This is a genomic window from Armatimonadota bacterium (assembly GCA_013359125.1).
Classification (GTDB): Bacteria; Armatimonadota; Fimbriimonadia; order Fimbriimonadales; family GBS-DC; genus JABWCR01.
In genome coordinates this window covers 1-24,795 of record JABWCR010000015.1, presented here as the reverse complement: position 1 = coordinate 24,795, position 24,795 = coordinate 1, and the positions used below count along the sequence as shown (strand labels likewise).

Sequence of the window (24,795 nt, the reverse complement as noted above, 5' to 3'; positions counted from 1 at the left end):
TGGTGTTACAGTTTTCCCGTCCAGTCCATCTCTAACAGGCCGCGCTCGGACCGGGTCAGTTGCTCGCAGCCCGTTTCTGTGATTAAAACGTCCTCTTCGATCCTTACCCCGCCAAATCCGGGCAGATAGATGCCCGGCTCGACCGTTACGACCATGCCTGCTTGAAGCACGTTCTCCTCTCTGCGCGAGAACCCCGGTCCGTCATGCACCGTCAGCCCGATGGAGTGTCCCAAGCCGTGGCCAAAGTAATCGCCAAAACCGGCTTCCTCAATCGCGCCTCGCGCAATGCCGTCGATCTCTTTGCCCGAACGACCGGGCTTGATGCCGTCGATCGCGCTCTCCAAAGCTTTCAGGACAGTGAAATAAATCTCCTTGTGCCGATCGCTCGCCTTTCCAATGACCACCGTGCGCGTGATATCCGAGCAATAGCCGTCCACCCGTGCGCCAAAGTCCATCGTTACAAAATCGCCTAACTGAAACCGCCTCTCGCCCGGTTTGCCGTGTGGCTTGGCGCTGTTTTCTCCCGAAACCGCGATCGTATCAAATGCGTTGAACGCGCCGTTGCGGCGAAAGAAGAAATCGATCTCCATCGCAATGTCCCACTCGACCGCCTCGGGCCGAAGCAACCGTTGAATGTGCTCGAAGCAAGCATCCGCTAGAGCGCAGGCCTTGCGCAGGATAGCAATCTCGTTTGCGTCCTTAATCAAACGAAGCGATTCCACGGCGTCGTCTACAGGAACCAGTTCGATCCCTTCCAACTTGTCTCGCCATGTTTGAAGAGTTTTGGCCAATACAGAGCCGTTCTCAAACCCGAGCCTCTTGATGCCGTGCTCGTTGAGCGCCTCTTTCAACGTCTCCATCGGATCGGTCAGTGAAACTTGACGGACGGGCAAGTCGGGCGCTTCCTGCGAGATCTGGTTCGTGTAGATGCCGCTGGTCAGTGCAAACGGACCGGCAGAAGTCAACACCAACTGAACGTACGAGCCTGTGAATCCGGTCAGATATCGAGCGTTGACCGTGTTTGTGATGAGCAGGGCATCGATGCCGTGCTTTTCCAGCGTCGGCATCAGTTTGGCGCGGCGTTCTGCGTGCATGGCTTACTCCTTTATAGCAAATAGATCGCTCATGGCCTGCAAGGCTAACAGGTAGCTTTGAGCCCCAAACCCTGCGATGCTGCCGACGCACACCGGCGCAATCATCGAGACTTTCCGGAATCGCTCCCGCGCTTGCGTATTGCTCAGATGAACCTCGATCGTTGGCAACCTTGCGCCCGCGATCGCGTCGCGCAGCGCAATGCTGGTGTGCGTCAGCGCGCCCGCATTGATGATAATCCCCTCGGCCCACGCTTGATGCTCCTCGATCAGGTCGATCAAAGCACCCTCGTGATTGGATTGATGAATGCGGACGTCTAACTTCAGTTCGTTTGCGCGGTGGTAGATAAGGCTGTCGATGTCGGCGAGAGAGAGCGAGCCGTAGATTTCAGGCTCTCGGCGGCCCAACGAAGCGAGATTGGGACCGTGCAATACCAGAACGCTGCCAGACACGCCGATAATTATACCAAGCAAGCGCGCGCGATCAATTCGTGGTATAATCAGTTCGGCCAAGCGCCGGATGTTGTGGCGCCTGCCCTTTGAAAATGCTAAATAGAGAACGCTTCGCCTTAGACACGAAGCAGGCTCAGGCCGTGGAGCGCTTTCGTTCCGGCGACTTTTCGGGCGCTATCGCCGCATGGAACGATGTGCTGAGCGACCTGGATCGCCGCGCCGTTGGCCGCTTGCCCTATGCGCTCTGCCTCTTCAATATTGGCGCTTCCTACCTTCGCATGAACATGGCCAGCAATGCCGCCGAGCAGTTCGAAACCGCCCTCGAGATCATGGCCAAGGACAAGCGATCTCCGCACGATGAGCGACTGCGTCTTCGTGCAGAATGCACCTACGCGCTGGCCCAGGCCGAGCAAATGCGCGAGGATTTCGATGAAGCGGATTTTAACTACCACGACGCCTGCCACGACTTTGGCGACGCCAACGAGCCGCGCCGGCGAATAGAAGCCCTTTTGCGGTGGGGACAGATGCATGCGCAGGAAGGCGACCTGGTAACGGGCGTCAACCTGCTCAGCAAGGCGCGCAAGGAAGCCCGCGCCAGCATCGCGCTCGTCGATCTCGAATTGGAGGCGGATCAAGCGGTCTTGACAGCGCTTGAGCGCTTTGAAGAGGCCGACTAAACGTGGAGGCGCCGTCCCAGATCCTCGACTTGAGGGTCCGATCTCCCATCTTGCTCCGTTGCGCCCCGTGCAGCGAGCGATTTTGCGACCGGCTGACCAAGCGCGAAGGCATTCAAGACATCCAGATCGATCCGGGCCGCGCTCGCGTGCGCCTGATTTACGATCCGGCCTCGCAATCGGCCGAACGACTTGAGGCCATCGTACAAGAGGCTTGCGACGCCCTAGAGCGCGAGTTTGACCACCAGACCTATGAAATTGCAGGCATGGACTGCCCGGATTGCGCGATCACGGTTCAAAGGGCCGTCTCCAACTTGCCGGGCGCATTGTGGGTGGATGTCGATTTTGCCGCCAGCCGCCTTAGCATGGAATACGATCCAAAGGCGCTCGCGCTCAATCGCGTAACCAGCGCGGTGCGCCACGCAGGCTACCGTGCGATTGTGCCCGGACAAGTTCAAAAAAGCCGAGACTTGGCTACCTGGGGTCTGCTGGCTTTGGGCGGAGCCGGTCTGCTTCTATCGTTCTTGGCGACGGTTGGGCCCTGGCTGGCTTGGCTGATCGTTGCCGGATACGGAGCGCCGATCGTCTTGGCCGCTGTCCGAAGTCTGGCTCTGCGCCGCATCACCATGCACACGCTGATGACCCTCGCGATCATCGGCGCGCTCAGCATCGGCGAGCATTTGGAAGCCGCGATGCTCGTCTGGCTCTTTGCGCTGGGTTCGGCGGTTCAGAACCGCGCGCTGCTCAAAACCCGCAGCGCATTAGCCTCGCTGCTCGAGTTGGCGCCGCCCGTCGCCCGAGCCATCATCGACGGGCAAGAACGGGAGATCCCCGTGTCCGAACTCGAAATCGGCATGCTGATTGAAGTTCGCCCCGGCGAGCGATGCCCCATCGACGGAACCGTGATCAGCGGCGAAACCAGCATGAACGAGTCCGCGCTGACCGGCGAAAGCCTGCCTGTGGACAAGCGATTGGGCTCCCTGGTACTAGCCGGCAGCCTTAATGGGCAAGGCATCATCCGCGTCGAGGTCGCCAAACCGTACGCCGATACTACTCTCGCCAAGATGATCGAGGCGGCGCAAGGTTCAGGATCGAGCAAGAGCGAAACGCACCAAGCCATCGACCGATTCGCCGCTTGGTATACCCCTGCCGTGATCGGATTGGCCGCTTTGGTGGCGTTGGGAGGTTCGCAGATTTTTGGTCTCCCCATGCCGGATGCTTTGCATCGCGCGCTCTGGCTGCTGGTCGTCGCTTGCCCGTGCGCATTGGTGATTGCGACGCCGGTCGCCATTGTCGCCGCCTTGGGTTCGGCATCCAAACAGGGAGCGATGGTGAAGGGCGGCGATGTGTTAGAGCGTCTCGCCAAAATCGACCGCGTTGCGCTGGACAAGACCGGCACGCTCACTTACTCCTCGGTTCAACTAGCCGATCATTGCTTTGTAAACGACGCCGCTTCCGCTATTGCGGGGTCGCTAGCGGCGCTGAACGACCATCCTCTCTCTCGCGCGACGGCCTTGCGATTGACCGATCGCCTTCCTGTCGAATCGTACGCGCTCTACTCGGGTCAAGGCGTCGAAGGATCGGTCAATGGCCAATCCTATCGCTTCGGTTCGCTCGAATTTGCAACCAATGAGAGGCAAGTCCCGGCGGCCATCGCGCAGTTCATCGAGACGAACAAGGGCGCCTCGGTCGCCGCGCTATCCGATCGGACGAGCGTGATCGCCGCATTCGCCTTCGCCGATACCGTCCGGCCAGACGCGAAAGATGCCGTAACGGAGCTGCTCGACATGGGCGTCCGCGTAACCGCGCTCAGCGGCGATCAGCCCGAAGCCGTGGAGAGGGTTGCCAAAGAGATGAGCGTAACCGACTGGCGCGCAGGTCTAACGCCGCAACAGAAGCGGGAACTGATCGAGCAGTCGCCCCATGTCGCCATGATCGGCGATGGGATCAACGACGTGCTGGCGCTTCAATCGGCATCGGTCGGTATCGCGATGGGAGCAGCCGGCTCGGACGCCGCTGTCGAGGCAGCCGACGCCGCGCTCATGCGGGACGACCTGCGAGCCGTGCCCAAGTTGATCCGGCTGGCGCGCCGGACTTCGTCCGTGATCCGTCAGAACATCCTCATCTCGGTCGTTACCAAGGCTTTGTTGATCGGCTTGGGCATTGCGATGCCGATCGGCCTTTGGGCGGCGGTTCTGGGCGATACGGGCGTCTCTCTGTTGGTAACGCTGAACGCCGCCCGCCTGCTTCGAACCCCGCGATAGCGTTGCGTTTCAGAGTTCGATTCGAACTCAAAATTGTGCTACATTTTGAAAAAATCCCGTTCGGCGCGACAGGCCAGGCGGGGACGCTCGCCCTCCCGATTGTCGCTCGCGGCGGTTTGCCCCCTCCGGCCTCTCCGTAGGCGGAGAGGTGGCTGTGCCAGGCAGAAGCCTGGCGTTCCAGAGGGACTCTAAGCGCGTTCCAAAGGCGTTCCAACCGGCGTCGTGTAATATCTTGGGCAATATGAAACGCCTCGCAATTGCCCTCGTTCTCATCTTTTCATTTACTGCTCACGCTCAGCCGCCACGAGTCGTCATTGTCTCATGGGACGGCGCGGCTGATTGGGTAATGGATCGCCTTCTTAAGGAAGGCAAACTGCCCAATGTCGCCCGTTTGCTGCAAATGGGAGCGCAGGCCGAGTACTGCATCCCGGCCGATCCCTCCGTTACCGCCACCGGACACGCCTCCATCTGGACCGGCGCATGGCCCGACATCCACGGCATCACGGGCAATCGAGCGCCTTTGCTGCCCCAATCGGAGCACACGGCGCTCGATAATCAGAGCGGTTTCAGTTCGCTCGCGCTACTGGCGGAGCCGATCTACATGACCGCTGCCAAGCAGGGCAAGAAGGTCGTCGTCCTATCGGGCACGCACGCCTACCCGCCCGAACCGCATGTGGACGCGCTCAAGCAAGCAGGCGTCGATCCGAACAACACAACGCTATTGAGCGGCTTTGAGTACACCGTTTCGCCTCGGCAAGTTGTTACTGAGCGCGCATTGAAACCGGCGGGCGATTGGCCGGACGCGCCGCCGTTCGTTGGCAAAAGGCTAGAAGCTGAGATCAAAGCAGGCGAAGCCACTTTCTATTTACTGGCGTTCGACGATCCTCAGCATCCCGCGCAAGGGCTCGATTCGATGCTGATTCGGCAAGGCTCGCGCTCTGGGCCGGCCAACATCATCCGTGCTGCGGATGCGCAAGACAACGTAGACCACTTTAGCGGTCCGTTTAAGGTTGGCAAGGAGGGGCGGTACGGTTTCGTCTACTTTCGGCTGTTTCGCCTAAGTCCCGATGGCTCCCAAATGCTGCTGTACATGCGCGAGGCGAATGCGATCCAGGGCTGGGGGCCGCCGGGCGAGGTCGAAAAGTACGTCGATATGGTGGGCGGCTTTCACGATCTGCCTTTTAACGAGTATGAGCGAGGTTCGTTCGGCAAGACTCTGGTAGACGGGGGCGACGGTCTGGCCGAGAGGCGATTGATGGAGCTGATCCGGTTCGACATGGAACTTCTCAAGCGAGGCTCGACTTATGCCATCGAGCAATGGCGACCGGACTTGCTGATGAGCTACACGCCCGCATCGGACAGCGCGGGTCATTGCTGGATGGGCGTTCTGGATCCCGATGCGCACGATTACGATCCCGCGTTGGCGGCCAAGATATGGCCGTTCTACACTCAGGTTTATCAGCTTCAAGATGAATGGCTGGGCACGATTTTGGACGCCTCGCGGCGCAATACGGTCGTTGCGCTGGTCAGCGATCATGGGATGGAGGCAGCGCGCAAGTCGTTCTCGGCCAACAAAGCGCTGGAGGAGGCGGGCTTGTTGTTTCGCGATCGGCAGGGGCGGATCGATCTGGCTCGCACCAAGGCGATGCAGCCGCCTTGGGGCGGCCGATTCGTGATCGTCAACGGCGTCGAACGCAAGGGCGGAATTGTGCCAACGAATGAGCGCGAGAGCGTATTGAAAGCCGTCGAAGCCGCGCTTCTGGCCGTGCGCGATTCTGAAACAGGTTTGCCCGTCGTTATTGGCGTCAAGCGGCCCGAGACGCAGGTCGGCCTTGGCATGGGCGGCCCGGCAGGCGGCGACTTGTATTTCGAGACTCGCGCCGGATACAAGGCTTATGGCAACTTGGCCACCGGCACCATCGAGACGGCGCGATCCAAATTAGGCTGCGGCGATCATGGCGGCAACCCTTTCCGACCCAAGCTACAGGCGATTTTCTATCTGGGCGGTACGGGCGTTGCCAAAGGAACTCGCCTGCCGGGCGTTCGTCAGATCGATATCGCGCCGACGCTTTGTTATCTGATGGGCATTCGCCTGCCTGCTCAATCGCAGGGCAGGGCAATCTTAGAGGCCGTCGAAAGGAGACCCTAACCATGAGACTCTCGCTATCCCTTGTTGTCTTTATCGTCGCTTTCAACCTGGCCGGTTCTGGCGAGAACGCCAAGGCCGTGCTCTTGACCCCCTCGAATCGAACTGCGCTGAGCGCCATAAGCGCGGAGACCATTCGGGCGCACATTCGTTTCTTGTCCGACGACTCGTTGAGAGGTCGGGATACCGGCTCGGACGGCTATCACATTGCCGCCCGCTATGCCGCCGCACAGTTCGAGCGCGTCGGCGCGAAGCCTGCCGGCGAGAACGGCACGTACTTTCAGAGCGTCTGGGTCTATCGAACCAGCGCCAATCCTCGTTCCAGCGTTAAATTGACGGCGGGCGATCAGGAAGGGCAGTGGGTTTTTGGCAAAGATTTTGCCTGCGCTGCCGCGGCCAACACAGCGCCCCTCATTTCGGCCGAAACCGTTTTCGTAGGCTACGGCATCAAGAGCAACGATCGAGACGACTACGAAGGCATCGATGCCAAAGCGAAAGTCGTGGTGATGCTGGACGGTGCTCCCGAGGGTATGCCCGCTACGGCTGGCCGCATGATGTCGAAGACTCGAGCGGCTCGAGACGCAGGCGCGGTGGGGATCGTCGTGGTGGTCGATAGCAAGGATTGGACGGCTTGGTCGGAGTACTATTCTCGTCCGAGAGCGGCGTTGAAGCGCGGCGAGCCGCCGCAGACCGGGCGCACCGGTTCGTTGCCCACGATTATCGCGAACGCACAATCTGCCGCCCCAATTGCAAAGGCCGGAAGTTCCGCCAAGATCGAGATCGATCTGCTGCCGGGCGTTGTGGAGGAGATCGACAGTCCCAACGTCATCGCCAAGGTGGAAGGCAGCGATCCTAAACTGAAGAACGAGTATGTGATTTACACGGCGCACTTGGATCACATCGGCCTCTCGACCCCGGTCGACGGCGATCACATCTGCAACGGCGCATTGGACAATGCGTCCGGAACGGCGGTCTTGCTTTCTGTCGCCGAGGCTTACGCCAAACTCAAGCCCGCGCCCAAACGCACGATGGTCTTTTTGCTGGTGATGGGCGAAGAGAGGGGCTTTTGGGGCAGCAATCACTACGTTCGCAACCCCATTTTCCCCTTGTCTAAGACGACCGCCAACATCAATATCGACATGCCCGCTGCTTGGAAGATGTCGCGCAGCATGATCGTCAACGGCTCGGAGCGCTCGTCTCTCAAAGCGCCGGTCGAACTGGGTTTGCAGGCGGTCGATTTGGTCGTCGATAAGGATCCTTGGCCCAGCAAGCGTTATTTTTATCGTTCCGATCAGATCGTCTTTGCCCGCGCAGGCGTGCCCGCGTTCTACATGGAGCCGGGCTTCAAATGGGTCGGAATGGCCGAAAAGGCCGCTATGGACGAGTTTGAAGAATGGGAGCGCGCGCGCTATCATCAGGTGGGCGACGAGATGCTGCCCCATTGGGACTATCAGGCGTTTCGCAAGGTTGCCGATGCGGCGTTCATCATCGGGCAGAGCATCAATCGCGATACGAAACTGGCATCGTGGAACGAGGGCGACGAGTTTGAGAAGGCGCGCAAGGAGTCGATCGCGCAGGGTAAATAGTCGTTGGAACTGACGCCGCTTCAGTGGGGTCTGGGCGCTGGAGCGGCGTTTCTGATAGGTTTCTCCAAGACCGCCGTGCCGGGCCTTGGAATCATGACCGTGCCGTTGCTAGCCGCGGCGTTTGGCGGTCGCACATCCGTCGGCGTTATGCTCCCGATGTTAGTTTTTGCGGACTTGTTCGCAGCGGGATGGTATCGGCGCCATGCGCGGTGGGACGAGCTTCGGCGCATCTCGCCCGGCGTCGTGCTTGGATTGGGTTTGGGCGCTGCGGCGCTTTGGGCGTTTGGAGCGATGCCCGGCGAGGTCGATATTATGGCCAAGGCGATTGGCTGGCTGGCCCTGTTGATGGTGGCGGCGCACCTCGTTCGCAGCCGTATCAGCCCAGGTCAGCTTTCAAAGCTCAGCGTGGCGATCTTGGGCGCCACCGCAGGGTTTGCCACCACGGTCGCTAACGCCGCCGGGCCCGTAATGACCATCTACTTGACGGCTCAGCGGTTGCCCAAAGAGCAGTTTATGGGCACACACGCCTGGTATTTCTTAATCTTCAACCTAGTCAAACTGCCGATCTACGGCGCGATCACTCTGTTGACGCCCAATCAGCCTTTGTTCTCGAGTTTCTCGATCTTGTTCAATCTCTACATGGCGCCGGTGATCGTGGTCGGCGCGCTGTTGGGCAGGCAGCTCTTTCCGCGGATTCCGAAGAAGATGTTTGAGAACTTGGCTTTGGGATTTGCGGCGATCGCGTCGGTCTACTTGATAGCAAAGTAAGGAGGCGCGAAAGTCTCGCGCCTCCAATTGATGGGAATTAACAGCCCGCGCCGAACTGTGTCAGCACGATCGCCAGGTCGATATCGTCTATGATGCCGTCCTTGTTGATGTCCTCTGGGCAATCGACGCAAACCGCGCCAAACGCCGTAAGCACTCGAGCCAGGTCGGTGTCGTCAACGCAACCGTCGCCGTCGATGTCGCCTAGAACCCGGCTGCCGCCGATCACCACTACATCGGTGTAGTTGGTGTATCGGAGCGAACTGCTCGTGCGGTTGCTGGCGGCTAATGTGGCATCTGCCCCATACTGGTTGCCGTGCGGAAAGCGAAGAGCGACATGCTTCACTCCGCGTACGGCCATTGCGGTCAGATCGACGATCGAGTAGTAGCGGTCGTTGGTCGGATCGAGCCAGAACTGCGTGTTGGTCAGGTGGTCCAGCAGCGCTGCGCTGCACTCGCCAAACGTGTTGTTCGTGCCAGGATTCCACTCGCAAGTGTTCGGGATGGTGCCGTTGGCCTTCGAGAGCGTGCCGACCAGCGTCCAGTTGGCATCGCCGTTGGGGTCGTTGGCCATGTTCGGATCGTCCGAGGCGACATAGACTTGAATGGTCTGCGGGGCCGCCGTGTCGGAGAACGATGCGACTTTGGTCCCCGACGCCTTGTGGATCACATCGCGAATGTCCCAGGCAAAGATCTTGACCTGATGCACGGCCCATCCGTTTGCGTTGGGTGCCAGATCGTACTTGATCCAGGTCGGGCCCAGCACCGAATGGTCGCCGTTGGCGCTGCGATTGCTATAGACGCCGCCCTGACGGAAAAGGTAGTTGGGCACCTGAAATGTGGCCGGCCAACCGCGAGAAACGAGAGAATCAACGGTCGTAATCGTTACCGGATCGTTGGGAAAATCGAACCAGCCCCAACCGAACGGGTCGTCGATGGTGTTGGAGATTGTGTAGCTGGGCCAGAAGCCGAACACCATGCCGGTCGTAGCGTCTTGAAAGTCTCGGCGGCTCCACTGCATCTCGAGCTCGCTAAGTCCGACCTCGGAAAGGGCATTAACGGCTCGGACATTGCCGGCGCCGCCGCCTAAGAGCTGGGTAGTGTCTGCGAAAACGCCTGACGCCAAGACGGCGGCAAGCGCAACAAGAAACGGTCGCTTCATTGGGACGTCTCCTCCTTTGCTTTTATTTTATTGGCTCTTAAGTTTACCAGCGATTCGATTAACGCGCCGTTAAGACCCTCAGAGCGCCATCGATTCGACCAACCTGACCCGATCTGGATCGACCGGTTTCGAGCCCGACTGCACATAGCTGATGGGAACCGAACAGAGATGCGAGCCAGCGATGCCGGCCATCTCGTTCGAATGGCCTTCGATAAGCCTTGAAACGGCGTAAGCGCCGAGGCGAGTAGCCAGCGAGCGGTCGAACGCGGTCGGACTGCCGCCTCTTTGCGTATATCCCAATACCACGGCGCGGACGTCGCACCCCGTTGTGGAGCGCAAGAACTTCTCAACGTCGGTCGCTCGATGCGCGCCTTCGGCAACGACAACGATACAAGATCGTTTGCCCCTCTTCTGCCACTCGTCCAGCTTGACCGAAAGGCCCGCCATATCCAATTCTATTTCGGGGATGAGAGCGGCTTCGGCGCCGCCCGAGATCGCCACCTCGATCGCGATGTGTCCGTTGTTGCGTCCCATCACCTCGATCACAAAGACGCGCTCGTGGGAGTGGGCCGTATCTCTAATTCGGTCGATCGCGCCCAATGCGGTGTTGATCGCAGTGTCAAAGCCGATGCTGTAGTCCGTGCCCGGTATGTCGTTGTCGATCGTGCCAGGCAGGCCCGCCACTTTGATTCCGGTCAGTTCGTTTAACGCGCAAGCCCCTCGCATCGAGCCGTCGCCCCCAATGACGATCAGGGCGTCGATTTCGTGTTTCGTCAAAATCTCAGCAGCGGCCTTCTGACCTTCCGGCGTCTTGAACCGTTCGCAGCGCGAAGTCCTCAGAATGGTCCCGCCCCGATTGATGATGCCGCTGACGCTGAGCGTGCTCATCGGTTCGATCTCGCCGTTGATCAAGCCCTCGTAGCCGCGATAGACGGCATAGGGAGCGATATCGTTACCGAGCGCTGTGCGCGCCACTGCCCGAATCGCCGCATTCATGCCGGGCGCGTCTCCGCCCGATGTCAGGATGGCCAACCGCTTCATGCCGGTGCCCTCTCGGCCGAACTGCGCGAGAACACGTCCCGCACGATCTCTTCGATGTCTATCTCGGAGATAGCGATGTCGGCGATGGGGAATTGGGCCAGCAGTCGGGCCGCGGTCTGCGTGATCTGCTCTCTCGGCGCCTCGATGCAGGCCTGCAAGCCCTCGAATCTGATTACCTGGCCGTAGGGCTCCAAATCGGCGCGATCCACGGCTTCTGTAAAAGTGAGATTGAGCGCCCTGTTCGGGCTGAATCGCTCTGCCAACTTGGTCAGCGTGTCGTCAAAGATCAACTCGCCGTGATCGATGATGATCACCCGCTCGGAAAGCTCCTGCACGTCCTGCATATAGTGGCTCGTCAGCAGGATGGTCGCGTTGTTGCGCCGATTGTGCTCTTTCAGAAAGTCTCGAATGCGCTTCTGCGAGACCACGTCCAACCCAATGGTCGGTTCGTCCAAAAAAACGACTTTGGGCATGTGAATGAGCGCGGCGATCAGCTCGCACTTCATCCGCTCGCCCAATGACATGCGCCGCACCTGCGTATGAATAAGCTTCTCGACCTCTAACATCTCGGCCATTTCGTTCACGCGCTTCTCAAACACGTCGTCCGGCACGTCGTACAGCGCCTTCAGCAAGACAAACGATTCGTAGGCCGGCAGATCCCACCAGAGTTGCATCTTTTGCCCGACGACCAAAGAGATCTGCCTTTGCATCTCGGGCCGGTGATCCCACGGCACATAGCCGAGGACTTCTGCGCGGCCCTCGGTTGGAAAGATGATGCCTGCCAGCATCTTCAGCGTCGTGGTCTTGCCTGCGCCGTTGGGACCCAAGAACCCGACCAGTTCCCCCTCTTCGATGCTAAAGTTGATGCTTTTGACCGCAGGCTTTGCCTCTTTCTCCCTTTTGAAAAGGCTGACGATGGCGCCGCCGACCCCCGGTTGGCGCTTGTGGGTGAAATAGGTCTTGCTGAGGTTCTCGACCCGTATAACGGCCATGGGCGATCAGTCGAGCAGCTCGTATCGAGTGTTTCGACAGCGCGGCTCGAAGCCTGCGTCTCGAACCAGCCGCTCAATCTCCTGCTCGGTCAAGATGAACTTGCTCCCTTGCGCCGAAACGACGTTCTCTTCGATCATGGTCGAACCCAGGTCATCCACGCCATAACGGAGCGACAGTTGGGCGATTTTCGGCCCCTGCGTCAAGATGCTGGCCTGAAGATGGGGCACATTGTCCAACATCAATCGCGCAACGGCCACTGTCCTCAGATAGTCAAAGGAAGTCGCCTTCTTTTCGATAGGTAGATCGGTGCCCTCAGGCTGAAAGTTCCAGCACACGAACGCCGTGAAGCCGCCTGTCTTATCCTGAAGTTCGCGCACCTTGATCAGATGCTCCAGGCGATCTTCGATCGTCTCCACATGGCCGAACATCATGCTGGCCGTGCTCTTCATCCCTTGGTCATGGCACTCCTCCATAAAGTCCAGCCACTCTTGCGCGGTGTCCTTGTACGGGGCGATCTGCTGCCGAACCCGATCGACCAGAATCTCGCCTCCGGCGCCCGGAACCGAGTTCATGCCGGCTGCCTTCAGCCGTTGGAGGGCCTCGGGCACGCTCAATTTGGAGATGTGGGCGACGTAGAGAATCTCAGCGGGCGAAAGTCCATGAATGAGCACAGACGGATAGGCAGATTTAATCTGACTGAAGAGGTCTTCATAGTAGTCGATCTTCAGCTTCGGGTTCAGCCCGCCTTGAATCAGGCACTCGGTGCCGTTTCGCTCGACCAGTTCGCCGATCTTGGCCAGAATCTCCTCATTGCTCAGCGTATAGCCTTCGCCATGCTTGGGCGGTCGATAGAACGAGCAAAACTTGCAGCGCACCCAGCAAACGTTGGTATAGTTGATGATTCGCCCGATGACATAGGTAACGACCGGCTGGGGGTTGAGCGCCATTCGCCGGTGGTGCGCCAGCGACGACAAATCGATCAGATTCGGATGGCTAAACAGTGCCAAACCATCGTCAAAAGACAGGCGCTGGCCGGCTAGGACCTTCTCGGCGATGGCTTCTATCTGCGAGGGCGGCGACAGGGTTGCGGACACGCCGAGATTATACCCGCGCTCGATTTGGTATAATTTTGAACAGCATGATCGAAGTCGCATCCCTTGCAGAACCCCTTTCGGAGGCTCGCCGACGCCTGAGCGCGATCGGGGAGCATCTTTGACGTCCCCCGCCTGAAAGCCGAAATCGAGCGACTCGAAGCCGAATCGCAGTCCGCAGACTTTTGGTCCGATGCCGCCGATGCCCAGAAGAAAATGCAGGAGCTTTCCCGGCTCAGGGCGATCTTGGAGCCGTGGGAGCGCCTATCCGCACAGGGGCAAGAACTGACGGACTGGATCGAACTGCTCCAAGCCGAAGACCAGCCCGAGATGGCTCAAGAAGTCGCCGAGCAGGCCCAGGCCTTTAGCAGGGAAGTCGATCGAGTGGACGCCCTGACGTTGCTGAGCGGAGAGTACGACCGATCGAACGCATTGGTCGAGATCAACGCGGGCGCAGGCGGCACGGAGGCCTGCGACTGGGCGCAGATGCTGTTGCGCATCTACCTTCGATGGGCGCAGCGCAACGGTTATCGCGCCGAGATCGTGGACGAATCGCCGGGCGACGTAACCGGGTACCGCAGCGTCGGCATCCTGATAGAAGGCAACTTGGCCTATGGCTATCTGAAGTCGGAGCACGGCGTACACCGTTTAGTCCGCATTTCGCCTTACGACGCCAATAGCCGTCGCCATACCTCTTTCGTCAAGGTCGAGGTGATGCCGCAGGTCGAAGAGAGCGACGTTGCGATCAACCCCGACGACTTGAAGATCGATACCTACCGAGCGGGCGGCGCGGGCGGCCAGCACGTCAACAAGACCGATTCGGCGGTCCGAATCACGCACGTGCCGACCGGCATCATCGCGACCTCTCAGAGCGAGCGCAGCCAGCATCAGAATAAGGTCGTCGCCATGCGCGTGTTGGCCTCTAGGCTGGCCGAGCATCAGCGTCGCGAACAGGAAGCCAAGATGGCGCAGATCAAGGGCGAGAACGTATCGGCCGAATGGGGACACCAGATTCGATCTTACGTCATGCAGCCTTACACGCTGGTAAAAGATCATCGTACCGACTACGAGACAGGCAATGTGTTGGCCGTGCTTGATGGCGAGATCGACGACTTTATCGAGAGCTATCTGCGCTGGAGCGCGCGAAAGTAGGCCGATTTACGCGATCTCGTCCAGCCGCTTGGCCTGCTCGTCCTGACGAAGCGCGTCCAACAAAGGCTGAATCGCGCCGTCCATCACGCCGTCCAGGTCGTGGAGCGTAACGCCAACTCGATGATCGGTAACGCGACGGTCGGGAAAGTTGTACGTCCGAATCTTTTCGCTCCGGTCGCCGCTCCCCACTTGGCTTTTTCTTGAGGCGGCTCGCTCCTCTTGCTGCTGGCGCTGTTGCATCTCGTATAGGCGAGATCGCAGCATCCGCATCGCCCGCTCGCGGTTCTGAAGCTGACTGCGCTCGTCTTGGCACGTTACGACCAGGCCAGTTGGCTTATGGAGAATGCGAATGGCCGTCTCGTTCTTCTGCACGCTCTGTCCGCCAGCGCCCGAAGAGCGGTAGGTATCGATCTCCAGATCGTCCGGGTGAATCGTAACGTCCACCTCTTCTGCTTCGGGCAGTACGGCGACCGTCGCAGCAGACGTGTGAATGCGCCCGCTGCTCTCTGTGGCCGGCACTCTCTGGACGCGATGCACGCCCGATTCATGCTTCAATTCGCTATAGGCGCCCTGGCCCGCAACGCCTAAGATAACCTCTTTGAAGCCGTTCAGGTCGCTCGCGACGGCCTCCAACACCTCGGGTTTCCATCCGCGCCGCTCGGCATAGCGCATGTACATCCTCAGCAAATCTCCCGCAAAGATGCCCGCTTCTTCGCCGCCTGTGCCGGCGCGAATCTCGATCAGAACGTTCTTGTCGTCGTTCGGGTCCTTAGGCAGAAGCATTAGCTGAAGCTCGCGCATTAGCTCTTCGGCTCGCGGCGCCAACCGCTCTAGCTCCTCTTCGGCGAGCGCAGTTAGGTCCGGGTCGCTGCCCGATTCGACCAGCGCTTTCGCTTCTTCGATGCTTTTTTGGGCGGTTTGGTACTCCGAAAACTTCTGTACGATCGGCGCAAGCTCTGAATGCAACTTGCCCAAACGCTGAAGTTCGGCGGGATTAGTAGCGACCTCCGGCGTGCCGAGCTCCTTTTCTATCGCATAGAATCGATCGACCGTTTCCCGGAGCTTCTGTTCGAGTTTCTCCGCCTTCAACGCTTAACGACCACCAACGACCGACGATAGGTGGGGTGGCTCAAGTGATCGACCGAAACGCCGCCTCGGCTTCGAGCGCTGTGCACAAAATAACCGTCCCCAATGTAGATGCCCGTGTGATCGATCTCGCCGCGCTTGACCGCAAAGTAAACTCGGTCGCCTGGGCGCATGTCTTCGAAGCGATGGATCGTCGTGCCTTTCAATGCCTGCTGAGAGGCCTTGCGCGGAAGTTGGATCCCCTGTTGTTCGAAAATAAGCTTAACAAACCCAGAGCAATCAAGCCCGGTGGCCGGATTGTTGCCGCCCCAGCGATACTTGACCCCGGCGTATTGATTGGCCAATCGGGTGATGTGGTTCGGATCGACGCCTCTTGGCAAATTGTAGGTAACTTCGTATCCGGTCATCCGAAGGTGCGAAGTCGGCGTCCAGCCCAGGCGTCCGTCAGCCATCACCACGCCATGCCAGCCCGAAACCGTTTGCTTGATAAAGAGATTGTAGTTCTTGGCAACCCGGCAATAGACTCGCGAACCGGGGTTTCGCTTGGCTAAGATCGGCGTCTCCCGAACCGTTTCGCCCAGCCGACCGATCACATGCGTCGTATAGCCGCTGTTGTTGCTTGGAACGTTCAACGAAGTGCGGTCTGCCGAGCGCGAGGATGGGTTGGCGCCTGCGCCAAAGCGATAATTTTCCTGCCGATTTTGCTGCATGATCCTAAGATTCATTATTGCACATCGGGCCGGATCGCGTAGACCGTGTGCTTGCTTGCGCCCCAACCCGACAAAAGCGCTTTTCGAGGGATTGTTCGCCGACCGTTTTCGCCCTTGTCGCGGTCAAACCAGGGATCGTGTATGATCGCATCGCCTTTTTCGTCAAAACCCACCAGCATTACTAAATGGCCGCTCTGATCCGGCGCGTCTCCACCCTTCAAGAGCCGATAATTGACCGATAGAACAATCGGCCGGCCTTGCAAGATGGAATCTTCCAACTCTTTGATGCTGCTGAGACGATGCACGTAGGCGCTCATTCCAGGCAGGGAACCGGCAAAGGCCGTATTGAAAGGCCAGTTGCCCGTGCCGTCCCAAACGGGATCGTGCACGGCCTTGGCGATCTCCGGCACATCGATATTGAGCGCGGGCCGATCCAGCTTCTTTGCCCAGTAGCCCAGCGCCATCGAGACGCAGGTTGGACTGCACCACACCCGTCCGCCCTCATAATCGGTCTGACGTTTGATCGGGGCCTCGATAACCTTTCCCCACGCTTCTCGATTCGAAGATTCGGCGTCAAAAGCCGCCCGACTATTGAAGAACGAAAGCCAAAGACCCTTGATGCTCGCCTCGCCGGTCGCCGTAATCCGTACCCGCGCCTTGCGAGCGGGGCGTTTAAGGACTAAGACATCCGTATCGACCCGGCCCATCTCGTTATCCTGATTCTTGACGCTCTCGCGCGGATGTTGCAAGGGATCGTGCGACCAGCGGCCCATTACAAACCAGCGAGGCTCTTGTCCGTCGATGTGCGGCGCAACTTCTATCGACAGACCGGCGCCATCGCCCAGAGTCGCATTCCACGAGACGATCAGTTCGTCCCACTCGATGCCTGCGTCGATCTCGTTCGAAGTCCAATTCGCTTTGGCGTCCGGCACATGCGCCAGCATCGAGCGGATAGGCTGCGCGAGCTCCAAAATCATCGCCAGGACGAAGATCATGCGCCAAACTTCTCCGCAAAGCCCATCAGCTGCATCATCATGGGCACAATGTCCGCGCCCCGAATCCGACCGATAGACCCTTTCGCACAGGCTCGCTCGTGATAGGCCGTGCAATCGTCGCCGCGCAAATCGGGCCCCCAAAGCGCAAACGCCACCGGATCGCCCGAATGGTCGCCCACGCTGCACGGGGTCGAGTGATCGGCCGTCAGACAGATGTAAATCCGACCCTTTGACCGCTCCATGATCGCCTTCAACATCGCATCCATGCGCTCAATCATCTCAACTTTCTTTTCGGGTTGGTTGTCGTGTCCGCACAAGTCGGGGCCCTTCACGTTGCACAGCACAAAGTCGTGCCGATCCAGCGCGTCGTTGACTGCGGTCGCCATGCTCATAAGGTCGGAATCGAGCCCGCCTGTCGTGCCCGGTGCGTGATACGTCTCCATCCCTACAAACCGCGCAATGCCACGGATGAGACCGGTTTCGACCACAGCCGCCGCCTTGACGCCGTGCAATTGTCCGAAATCCTGAATGCTCGGCGCGACGCCCGCCCCCCTCGGCAAAATCACGTTGGCCGGTCGCAATCCAGCCTCAATTCTCTTTCTGTTTACGGGATGATCTCTTAACCGTTCGATAGATGCCTGCACAAAGGCATTGATGACTCGGGCAGTTTTGTCAGCCCCCGGCGCAAGAGGTTCGCAAGAACTGACCGCCAATCCCTCTTGGTGCGGGTCGGCATCGCTGACTGCCGGACTGAGACCCTCGCCGCGCAAAGCCAGCGCGCCCCTGTGCGCGACCGACTCTTTGAAGAAGCACTCGACGCCCTCGATCGTCAATCCGTCCATGGCGGCCGCCAGTTCCGCAGTCCCTTCCTCGATCCGTCCGGCGCGCCGATCGATCACAATGCCGTTCTCGTCGATCGTGCTGAAATTGCATCGAAAGGCCACGTCGCCGCCCTTCACGTCCAATCCGATCCCCAACGCCTCGAACGGGCCCCGACCTGTGTAGACGGCTCGGGCATCGTAACCCAAGAGCGCCAGGTGCCCAGTGTCCGATCCGACCCGAATGCCCGGCGAAATGGGATCCATCAATCCGCATTCGCCTTCCCGTGCCAATCGATCCATGTGGGGAGCGATAGCGGCTTCGAGCGGTGTCTTGCCGCCAAGGGATTCGATGGGGCGGTCGCTCATTCCGTCGCCGATAAGGAGCAGTCCTTTGCGCTTGATCGCGGTCATGGCTACAAAGATACCCAAAGAAAAAAGGGGAGCGCCGGTCTCGCATCCGACGCCCCCCGAGGGAGGTGTGATCCTATCGCTTGCTTACGTTTTTGCTCTTCCAGGAGGCGGAAGGCTTGCCGTTTGCTTCCGACCGTTACGGTCGGTTGCGTCTCGCATAATACTTAGAGCGACGATCGTGCCGAAAGGTTCCGCAGATTTTCGGGATTTTCAGCAATTCCTCGCTCATGCTTCTATGGATGCCCAAATCAGGCTCGATGTAGCCGCGTCGCAGGTATAATCGCCGTGATGTTTTGGGGGAGGAGCAGCATGGAGCCGGCGAGGGGATTCGAACCCCTGACCTCCCGCTTACAAGGCGGATGCTCTACCACTGAGCTACGCCGGCGCGACGCGATTTTACCCCGATGAGCGAGTTGACCTACTTTGTCATCAATTTTGCCGTCGTGATCCTCAGCATCACAATCCACGAGTATGCCCATGCCAAATCGGCCGATGCCGCGGGCGACCCGACGCCGCGAGCGCACGGACGAGTAACGCTGAATCCAGTTTCTCACTTCGACCCGCTTGGATTTATGATGATTCTGATGACCAGTTTTGCCGGCTTCGGCTTTGGCTGGGGTAAACCGGTGCCCGTCAACCCTGGGCGCATGAAGAACCCTCGAACGGACAACATCGTTGTAACCGCATGGGGGCCGTTCTCCAATCTGCTCATCGCCATCGTCTGCGCCTTGGTTTTTCGCGCTTTTCCGTCAGGATCGCTTGCCATAGAAACGGCGCTGGTCGTTGCGGTCTATATCAATCTAAGCCTCTGCGTCTTCAACCTGATCCCCCTCTTTCCACTGGACGGCTCGCACATCTTTGCCGGGCTGTTCCTTCGCGATTGGACCGACTTTCGATATTGGAACTGGCAACGGCAGTTCGGACCGTTGCTACTGATGGCCTCGATCGCTATCTTGCCCATTGTAACCGGAATAAGCCCTATCCGCATGATCATCCGACCGGCAGTTACCGCGATCGCCAAGTTTCTCTTTGGCGTTGGGCTATAGGCAAGGGGTATAATCGCCGCCCATGTCTAAACCGCGCCTTCTAAGCGGCATGCAACCCACAGGCAGAGCGCTCCATCTGGGCAATTACGAAGGGGCGCTGAAGAACTGGGTGCGCCTGCAAGACGAGTACGAACTGTTCTGCTGCATCGTCGATTGGCACGCCTTGACGACGATGGCGGAAGAGACTGCCTCTATCGCAGACGACAGCCGCCAAATAGCGATCGACTACCTATCTGCAGGCTTAGACCCCGACAAGTGCGCGATCTTCATCCAATCTCACGTCAAAGAGCACGCCGAACTGCATCTTCTGCTCTCAATGGTTACGCCTCTGGGCTGGCTGGAGCGCGTACCGACATGGAAAGAGAAGCGCGAGCAGCTTCACATCGTAAGCCCTTCCTACGGTTTGCTCGGTTATCCGGTGCTTCAAGCCGCCGACATTCTCCTTTATCGTCCAAAAGGCGTGCCGGTCGGAAAAGACCAGTCGGCTCATTTGGAGTTGACCCGCGAGATATGCCGCCGATTTAACCATCTTTATGGTGAAGTGTTCCCAGAGCCAGAGACCATCCTGACCGAGGTGCCGATCCTGCCCGGCATCGATGGGCGCAAAATGAGCAAATCGTACGACAACGCGATCTATCTGATCGATAGCGAGGAGACGGTCAACGAGCGCGTTCGCCAGATGTTCACCGATCCCGAAAAGATCAAACTGAAAGACCCCGGCCACCCCGAACGCTGTCCCGTTTTCGCGCTCCATCAGATTTACAACGCTGAAGCCGCGCCGATCGTGGAAAGAGAGTGTCGCGGAGGCGATAGGGGATGCGTGGCCTGCAAGCGAGAACTGGCCGAGGCGATCAATCGTGCGCTAGAGCCTATTCGCCAGCGACGCGCCGAATACGAAGCCCATCCCGAAAAGGTCGAAGCCATACTGGAGCAAGGCGCGGCAAAGGCGCGCAAAGTCGCGCAAGAAACGATGGACTTAGCGCGTGCGGCCATCGGACTGCGCTAACGGGCGCCAAAGCTCATGCCGCGCACCAAGTGATTGCGCACCAAGAACGCAAAGATCAGCGGCGGCGCCATAAAGATCACCGCCGCGGCCGACATCTGACCCCAATCGACCCCAAAAAAGCGCTGAAAGTTGCTGATGGCCACCGGCCCCGTGGCCGCCTTGCTCGATGTGAGCAAGAGCGCCAAGAGAAACTCGTTGAGGCTCTGTATCAAACAAAATAGCCCAGCTGCCACCAAACCGCTGCGTGCCAAGGGCAAACTGACGCGCAAAAAAACCTGCAACGGCCGCCAACCCTCCACCTTCGCCGCTTCCTCGATCTCGGGCGGTATTTCATCGAAAAAACCCTTCAGAAGCCACACCGCAAAGGAAATGTTGAAGACCGAATAGATCACGATCAGCGCCAAATGAGTGTCCAACAACCCCAACGATCGTAGCGCAAGATAGTAAGGCACGACGACCGCGATGGGCGGCAACATGCGCAACGAAAGCACCCAAAAAAGCGCGTTGTCAGACCGTGGCAATGCTCGAGGATAACGGCTGAACGCAAACGCGCAGGGCGCCGCCACCGCCAGCGAGAACAGCGCGCTGAGCCCCGCGATGACGAAGCTATTGGCCATGTTGCTCATGAACTCCGAGGCGAACACAGCGCGATAGTTGTCCAGCGTCGGCGTAAAGAACACCTTGAGAGGGTTGTCGAAAACCTGCACGCGAGTCTTAAACGAAGTCAGCACGACCCAGACTAAGGGGAGCATGAACAGCGCCAGAATAGTGAATGCGACAATGTAGGAAGCCGCGCTTTTGACAATCTTCATGGTTTGATCGGCCTGGCATAGGCGCGGCGCGGCGAGCGGCGCGAGGCCCTTACTTGAGCCAATTCGGCGACTATCGAAAGCGCGATCTCTTCAACGGTTTCTGATCCAATGTCCAGTCCCATCGGGGAGCGCACCCGGTCAAAAGCCGCTTCGTCGCAGACCCCCTCTTCCAAGAACCTCCGTTTCATCACCTCGGCTTTGCGCCGACTGCCGATCATGCCCAAATAGGCGACCGGGTGGTGAATGAGCTCTCGCAGTACTTGCGCATCGTTCCGGTGTCCTCGTGTAACCAGCGTTACGAAGGTATCCGGGTCGTACTGAAGCGACTTTGCCGTCTCGACCGGATCGCCTAAGATCACTCGGTCGGCGAACGGCAGACGCTCCGAAGAGGCGAACGTTGGTCGGTCGTCCGTGATGATCACCTCAAAATCGAGCAGGGAAGCGAACCGAGCAATGGCCGCGCCCACATGCCCGGCGCCAAAGATAACGAGCCTCTCTCGCGGCAAAACGGGCTCGGCATAGACGAAGCCGTCGGGGCGCGCCTCGTACCGCTCTCGTCGGTCGAAAAGCGCATCGAATGCGATGCCCGCTTCGGGCTGCTGGAGCCACTCGACTGTGAGTTCGCCCTCTTCCATCCGCCAAATCAATGCGCCGGGATGGGTCGCCTCGACCGCCTTGGTGAAGGCTTCAAGATGCTTCTGCGGGGCTGGATCGATCAAGATGTGCGCGCGTCCGCCGCAGATCAGGCCGTCGTCCCAACCAAAGTCGCCGTCCAACTGAAGCTCGATTTGTCTCGGCGGATCGTCTGAAGAAAGCTCCAGCCCGATGCGCCGGCATTCGGCCTCCAGGCATCCGCCGCCAATGGTGCCGAACACGCGCCCGTCAAGAGCGAACAGCCCCTTTGCGCCGGGCGCCTGCGGCGTCGAGCCCGACTTGGCCACGACCACCGCCATCACAAAGGGCTTTTGATCCTGAATGAGATCGACCGCCTGGCGATAAAGATTGTCCCGCGCCTTCACAAGAGAGAGTATACCGACCCTACTCCATCAGCCGGACGACTTCTTCGGCTGCTTGCTCCACGATTGGCTCGGCAGCCTCGGCCTCTTCGATCGATTGCACAATGCGCGACATCATCTCTCGAATCTTTCGCTTGTCGTGCAAATACTGGCTTCGGGCGCTTCTCCAATAAACGCCATAAACCAAGAGAGCCGTGAGCGCCGCCAGCACAGCCTTGAACACGCCGAGAAAGTCGGTCAGCGTTGCAATCGCGCCGCCCGATGCGATCATGGCGAAGATCGTAACCACCAGACCGACGGAGACTGCGTCGTCGATGTAGTGCGATAGTCGCAAACGAAACTTGCCGCCCTTGACAGGGGACGCCGAAAAGTGCACCGAGCCTAATTCGTGCTTGTGATGCCACGTGTAGACATCGCCGATCTGCTCGCCCGCGTTGCTTTGACGATAAGTGTGGTTGAGCGCGGCGCGGATGGCATCCCAGGCCTTTGGCGTCATCGGCGCCCCGACCACGCGTTCGATGCTGTGCTCGGGCGGCGCGCCGAGCCACTTTTCTTGGCCTTTGGTTGCGCGCTGGTCTTGCTCCTGCAAGGCTTGATGGACGAAGGCGGGATCAATGCCGGCCTCTTGCGCAATCTCCAGCAGATTGTCTTCCGTCGCGCCTGCCGATCCGGACAGGGGCGCCTCCGATGCGGCCTGAAGCTCCGCCGCCCGCCGTAGAATCTTCTCCGCGTCCGATTCTGTGTACCGCTTCACCAATAAATGTTACCTAAGTTAACGGAACTCCCCCGCCTGTTTTGAAGTTTAAGTACCGCCGGCGTCCCCGCCGGCCTCTCTCGCGACCATTGCGCGAACGGGAATCTATCGAAATGTAGCACAAAAATGAGTACGAATCGGAACCCTGAACAGGCGACCTGTTCAGGGTTCGAAAAGGGAGCCGTTATCTCAGCAGGCTCAGCACTTGTTGGGGGATGCTGTTGGCCTGGGCCAGCACGCTCAGCCCGCTCTGCATCAATATCTGCTGCTTGGTCAGCGCCGTAACCTCGGCGGCAAAATCGGCGTCTCGGATCTGGCTTTCGCTGGCGGCCAGGTTCTCCTTGGCGATGTTCAGGCTTCGGATGTTGGTCTCCACAATGTTGCGCTGGAACGAACCCAGGTCGCCTCGCAGGCTCGACACCTGCATGATCGCCTCGTCCAGTATCGCCAGCGCCTGGTCCAGCTGGTTCACGTTCGTCACATCGATGGTCGCCACGCTTCGTCCGGCGGCGACGGTGGTGCCCAATCGGTTGGCGCGCGCGTCGAAGAGGCTGAAGCGCACCCAGTTTCCGGCGCTGGGTCCGACCTGGAACTGCAGATTGCCCGCGGTAACGACGGCCAGGTTGACGGTGCCTGTGGTCAGATTGCCCTGTTCGGTCAGCAGCAGGGAGTTGCCGTAGGCGTCTCGGAGCCGGAGTCCGCTGTCTCCGGTGGCTCGTCCTCCGGTAAAGAGGGTGGCGGCCGGGCCGTTGGCGGTCATGGCCTGGACGTTGGCGACGCCGTCCGTGCCGGCGTTGTTGACGCCGGTGCCCGCCGCGGAGATCGCGCCGAAGGCGTCGTGGAAGGAGATGGCGTGCTGGGATCCGAACTCTCGATGGGTCAGTTTGATCATTCCGGCCGTGCCCGTGGTGGTGGAGAACTGGGCGGAGACGCCGGTAACGGCGCCCGCGGCGTTGATCTTGTCCATGAGGGTCTGCACGGTGTCTCCGGCAGAGAAGGCGATCGTCTGCCCGTTCAGCACGATGCTGCCGGTCTGATTGATGGTGGAGGCCAGGCTGCCATAGGCGACGGTGCCGGTGTAGACGGCACGGGCGGCGGGCGTAACGACGCTGACGCTGACATAGCCCGAGGCGGTGGCGGCTCCGGCGAAGGTGCCGCCGATGTAGGCTCCGGCCAATCGAGAGGGATCGGTTACCTGGGCCGCGATGCCTCCGGTTCCGTCCAGCAGCTTTTTGCCGCCGAAGCTGGACTGGGTGGCGATTCGGTCGATGCTCTCGATAAGGGATCGGACCTGGGTCTGGTCGGCCTGGAGGGCGGTGGAATCGTTGACGCCGGTGTTTCCGGCATGGATGACCAGTTGCCGAATGGCGCGCAAAGCGTTATGGGTCTCGTCGAGGGCGGCCTCTGCGGTCTTGACCAGATTGGCCGCGTCCTGATTGTTGTTGACGGCCTGGGTGATGGAGCCGATGTAGCTGCGCAGGTTCTCGGAGATGATGAGCCCCGCGGGATCGTCGCCCGCGCGCACCACCCGCAAGCCCGACGAGAGGCGCTCGATGGTGCGCCCCACCGACTCGCCCGCTATGCCTAGATTGCGCAGGGCGTTCATCCCCGCGACGTTCGTATTGATCCTTAAACTCATCCGACCACCGCCTCGGCGTCTCGCCAACCCTGGCGATTGTGCCAGAAACGATTATCGGAAACCCCGCAAAAATCTGGAGCG

Annotated in this window: 22 protein-coding genes and 1 tRNA gene; 8 read left to right on the top strand and 15 right to left on the bottom strand. The window is 59.5% G+C overall.

Features of this window, described 5'->3' with window-relative positions; all coding sequences use genetic code 11:
• Positions 1-5 precede the first annotated feature (5 nt).
• Positions 6-1,094: an aminopeptidase P family protein gene (locus HUU60_08205; GenBank protein ID NUL82685.1), complete on the bottom strand. Its 1,089-nt coding sequence runs from the start codon at positions 1,092-1,094 to the stop codon at positions 6-8.
• Between the two features lie 3 nt (positions 1,095-1,097).
• Positions 1,098-1,553, bottom strand: coding sequence for a type II 3-dehydroquinate dehydratase (gene aroQ / locus HUU60_08200; protein NUL82684.1), 456 nt, complete (start codon positions 1,551-1,553; stop codon positions 1,098-1,100).
• A gap of 83 nt (positions 1,554-1,636) precedes the next feature.
• On the opposite strand from aroQ, the gene HUU60_08195 reads away from it, so the two are divergent.
• The 5 genes from HUU60_08195 to HUU60_08175 all read left to right on the top strand — a co-directional run bounded on the left by HUU60_08195 (position 1,637) and on the right by HUU60_08175 (position 8,982).
• Entirely contained in the window at positions 1,637-2,221 is a 585-nt protein-coding gene (locus HUU60_08195; protein NUL82683.1) for a hypothetical protein, read from the top strand.
• Positions 2,222-2,223: 2 nt separating this feature from the next.
• Positions 2,224-4,482 (top strand): cadmium-translocating P-type ATPase, encoded by a 2,259-nt coding sequence (gene cadA / locus HUU60_08190; protein NUL82682.1) that lies wholly within the window; start codon positions 2,224-2,226, stop codon positions 4,480-4,482.
• Between the two features lie 241 nt (positions 4,483-4,723).
• On the top strand, positions 4,724-6,631 hold the full coding sequence (locus HUU60_08185) for an alkaline phosphatase family protein (protein NUL82681.1): 1,908 nt from the start codon (positions 4,724-4,726) through the stop codon (positions 6,629-6,631).
• Between the two features lie 2 nt (positions 6,632-6,633).
• On the top strand, positions 6,634-8,214 hold the full coding sequence (locus HUU60_08180; GenBank protein ID NUL82680.1) for a M28 family peptidase: 1,581 nt from the start codon (positions 6,634-6,636) through the stop codon (positions 8,212-8,214).
• A 3-nt stretch (positions 8,215-8,217) separates the two neighbouring features.
• Complete coding sequence (locus HUU60_08175; protein ID NUL82679.1) at positions 8,218-8,982, top strand: sulfite exporter TauE/SafE family protein; 765 nt, start codon at positions 8,218-8,220, stop codon at positions 8,980-8,982.
• A 37-nt stretch (positions 8,983-9,019) separates the two neighbouring features.
• Here the strand turns inward: HUU60_08175 and HUU60_08170 are convergent, their stop codons facing one another.
• From HUU60_08170 to mqnC, 4 genes are all read right to left on the bottom strand, one after another.
• Positions 9,020-10,141 (bottom strand): hypothetical protein, encoded by a 1,122-nt coding sequence (locus HUU60_08170; GenBank protein ID NUL82678.1) that lies wholly within the window; start codon positions 10,139-10,141, stop codon positions 9,020-9,022.
• Positions 10,142-10,219: 78 nt separating this feature from the next.
• Positions 10,220-11,182, bottom strand: coding sequence for a 6-phosphofructokinase (pfkA, locus tag HUU60_08165; GenBank protein ID NUL82677.1), 963 nt, complete (start codon positions 11,180-11,182; stop codon positions 10,220-10,222).
• Positions 11,179-12,174 carry an ATP-binding cassette domain-containing protein gene (locus tag HUU60_08160; protein NUL82676.1) on the bottom strand — a complete coding sequence of 332 codons (996 nt, stop codon included), beginning with the start codon at positions 12,172-12,174 and terminating at the stop codon, positions 11,179-11,181. The genes pfkA and HUU60_08160 overlap by 4 nt, the downstream gene beginning before the upstream one ends.
• Positions 12,175-12,180: 6 nt before the next feature.
• On the bottom strand, positions 12,181-13,329 hold the full coding sequence (gene mqnC, locus HUU60_08155; protein ID NUL82675.1) for a dehypoxanthine futalosine cyclase: 1,149 nt from the start codon (positions 13,327-13,329) through the stop codon (positions 12,181-12,183).
• 54 nt (positions 13,330-13,383) lie between these two features.
• Here mqnC and HUU60_08150 point away from each other — a divergent pair, with 54 nt between their 5' ends.
• Positions 13,384-14,418, top strand: coding sequence for a peptide chain release factor 2 (locus HUU60_08150; GenBank protein NUL82674.1), 1,035 nt, complete (start codon positions 13,384-13,386; stop codon positions 14,416-14,418).
• A gap of 6 nt (positions 14,419-14,424) precedes the next feature.
• Here the strand turns inward: HUU60_08150 and prfA are convergent, their stop codons facing one another.
• From prfA to HUU60_08125, 5 genes are all read right to left on the bottom strand, one after another.
• Positions 14,425-15,507: a peptide chain release factor 1 gene (gene prfA / locus HUU60_08145; protein ID NUL82673.1), complete on the bottom strand. Its 1,083-nt coding sequence runs from the start codon at positions 15,505-15,507 to the stop codon at positions 14,425-14,427.
• Entirely contained in the window at positions 15,504-16,229 is a 726-nt protein-coding gene (locus HUU60_08140) for a C40 family peptidase (protein ID NUL82672.1), read from the bottom strand. Before HUU60_08140 ends, prfA begins: the two co-directional genes overlap by 4 nt.
• Positions 16,229-17,209 (bottom strand): C39 family peptidase, encoded by a 981-nt coding sequence (locus HUU60_08135; GenBank protein NUL82671.1) that lies wholly within the window; start codon positions 17,207-17,209, stop codon positions 16,229-16,231. Before HUU60_08135 ends, HUU60_08140 begins: the two co-directional genes overlap by 1 nt.
• On the bottom strand, positions 17,206-18,441 hold the full coding sequence (locus tag HUU60_08130) for a 2,3-bisphosphoglycerate-independent phosphoglycerate mutase (GenBank protein NUL82670.1): 1,236 nt from the start codon (positions 18,439-18,441) through the stop codon (positions 17,206-17,208). Before HUU60_08130 ends, HUU60_08135 begins: the two co-directional genes overlap by 4 nt.
• 310 nt (positions 18,442-18,751) lie before the next feature.
• Positions 18,752-18,826: transfer RNA gene (locus HUU60_08125), tRNA-Thr, on the bottom strand.
• A 19-nt stretch (positions 18,827-18,845) separates the two neighbouring features.
• Between HUU60_08125 and HUU60_08120 the strand changes: the two genes are divergently transcribed.
• Together HUU60_08120 and trpS are read left to right on the top strand one after the other, a co-directional pair.
• On the top strand, positions 18,846-19,487 hold the full coding sequence (locus HUU60_08120) for a site-2 protease family protein (protein ID NUL82669.1): 642 nt from the start codon (positions 18,846-18,848) through the stop codon (positions 19,485-19,487).
• A gap of 22 nt (positions 19,488-19,509) precedes the next feature.
• Positions 19,510-20,493: a tryptophan--tRNA ligase gene (gene trpS, locus HUU60_08115; GenBank protein ID NUL82668.1), complete on the top strand. Its 984-nt coding sequence runs from the start codon at positions 19,510-19,512 to the stop codon at positions 20,491-20,493.
• Here trpS and HUU60_08110 read toward each other — a convergent pair.
• The 4 genes from HUU60_08110 to HUU60_08095 all read right to left on the bottom strand — a co-directional run bounded on the left by HUU60_08110 (position 20,490) and on the right by HUU60_08095 (position 24,714).
• Entirely contained in the window at positions 20,490-21,305 is an 816-nt protein-coding gene (locus HUU60_08110; protein ID NUL82667.1) for a carbohydrate ABC transporter permease, read from the bottom strand. The genes trpS and HUU60_08110 overlap by 4 nt on opposite strands.
• A complete protein-coding gene (locus HUU60_08105; GenBank protein ID NUL82666.1) occupies positions 21,302-22,324 on the bottom strand; it encodes an XdhC family protein in 1,023 nt (340 codons plus the stop codon). The genes HUU60_08110 and HUU60_08105 overlap by 4 nt, the downstream gene beginning before the upstream one ends.
• 19 nt (positions 22,325-22,343) lie before the next feature.
• Complete coding sequence (locus HUU60_08100; protein ID NUL82665.1) at positions 22,344-23,075, bottom strand: hypothetical protein; 732 nt, start codon at positions 23,073-23,075, stop codon at positions 22,344-22,346.
• Between the two features lie 184 nt (positions 23,076-23,259).
• Entirely contained in the window at positions 23,260-24,714 is a 1,455-nt protein-coding gene (locus tag HUU60_08095) for a hypothetical protein (GenBank protein ID NUL82664.1), read from the bottom strand.
• Positions 24,715-24,795 lie beyond the last annotated feature (81 nt).

What these genes read in the sequence shown, in the direction of transcription:
- HUU60_08205 (NUL82685.1), bottom strand. Translation starts at nt 1,094, where the DNA reads ATGCACGCAGAACGCCGCGCCAAACTGATGCCGACGCTGGAAAAGCAC.
- HUU60_08195 (NUL82683.1), top strand. Translation starts at nt 1,637, where the DNA reads ATGCTAAATAGAGAACGCTTCGCCTTAGACACGAAGCAGGCTCAGGCC.
- HUU60_08185 (NUL82681.1), top strand. Translation starts at nt 4,724, where the DNA reads ATGAAACGCCTCGCAATTGCCCTCGTTCTCATCTTTTCATTTACTGCT.
- HUU60_08180 (NUL82680.1), top strand. Translation starts at nt 6,634, where the DNA reads ATGAGACTCTCGCTATCCCTTGTTGTCTTTATCGTCGCTTTCAACCTG.
- HUU60_08170 (NUL82678.1), bottom strand. Translation starts at nt 10,141, where the DNA reads ATGAAGCGACCGTTTCTTGTTGCGCTTGCCGCCGTCTTGGCGTCAGGC.
- pfkA (NUL82677.1), bottom strand. Translation starts at nt 11,182, where the DNA reads ATGAAGCGGTTGGCCATCCTGACATCGGGCGGAGACGCGCCCGGCATG.
- HUU60_08160 (NUL82676.1), bottom strand. Translation starts at nt 12,174, where the DNA reads ATGGCCGTTATACGGGTCGAGAACCTCAGCAAGACCTATTTCACCCAC.
- mqnC (NUL82675.1), bottom strand. Translation starts at nt 13,329, where the DNA reads ATGCGACTTCGATCATGCTGTTCAAAATTATACCAAATCGAGCGCGGG.
- HUU60_08140 (NUL82672.1), bottom strand. Translation starts at nt 16,229, where the DNA reads ATGAATCTTAGGATCATGCAGCAAAATCGGCAGGAAAATTATCGCTTT.
- HUU60_08135 (NUL82671.1), bottom strand. Translation starts at nt 17,209, where the DNA reads ATGATCTTCGTCCTGGCGATGATTTTGGAGCTCGCGCAGCCTATCCGC.
- HUU60_08130 (NUL82670.1), bottom strand. Translation starts at nt 18,441, where the DNA reads ATGACCGCGATCAAGCGCAAAGGACTGCTCCTTATCGGCGACGGAATG.
- HUU60_08120 (NUL82669.1), top strand. Translation starts at nt 18,846, where the DNA reads ATGAGCGAGTTGACCTACTTTGTCATCAATTTTGCCGTCGTGATCCTC.
- trpS (NUL82668.1), top strand. Translation starts at nt 19,510, where the DNA reads ATGTCTAAACCGCGCCTTCTAAGCGGCATGCAACCCACAGGCAGAGCG.
- HUU60_08110 (NUL82667.1), bottom strand. Translation starts at nt 21,305, where the DNA reads ATGAAGATTGTCAAAAGCGCGGCTTCCTACATTGTCGCATTCACTATT.
- HUU60_08095 (NUL82664.1), bottom strand. Translation starts at nt 24,714, where the DNA reads ATGAGTTTAAGGATCAATACGAACGTCGCGGGGATGAACGCCCTGCGC.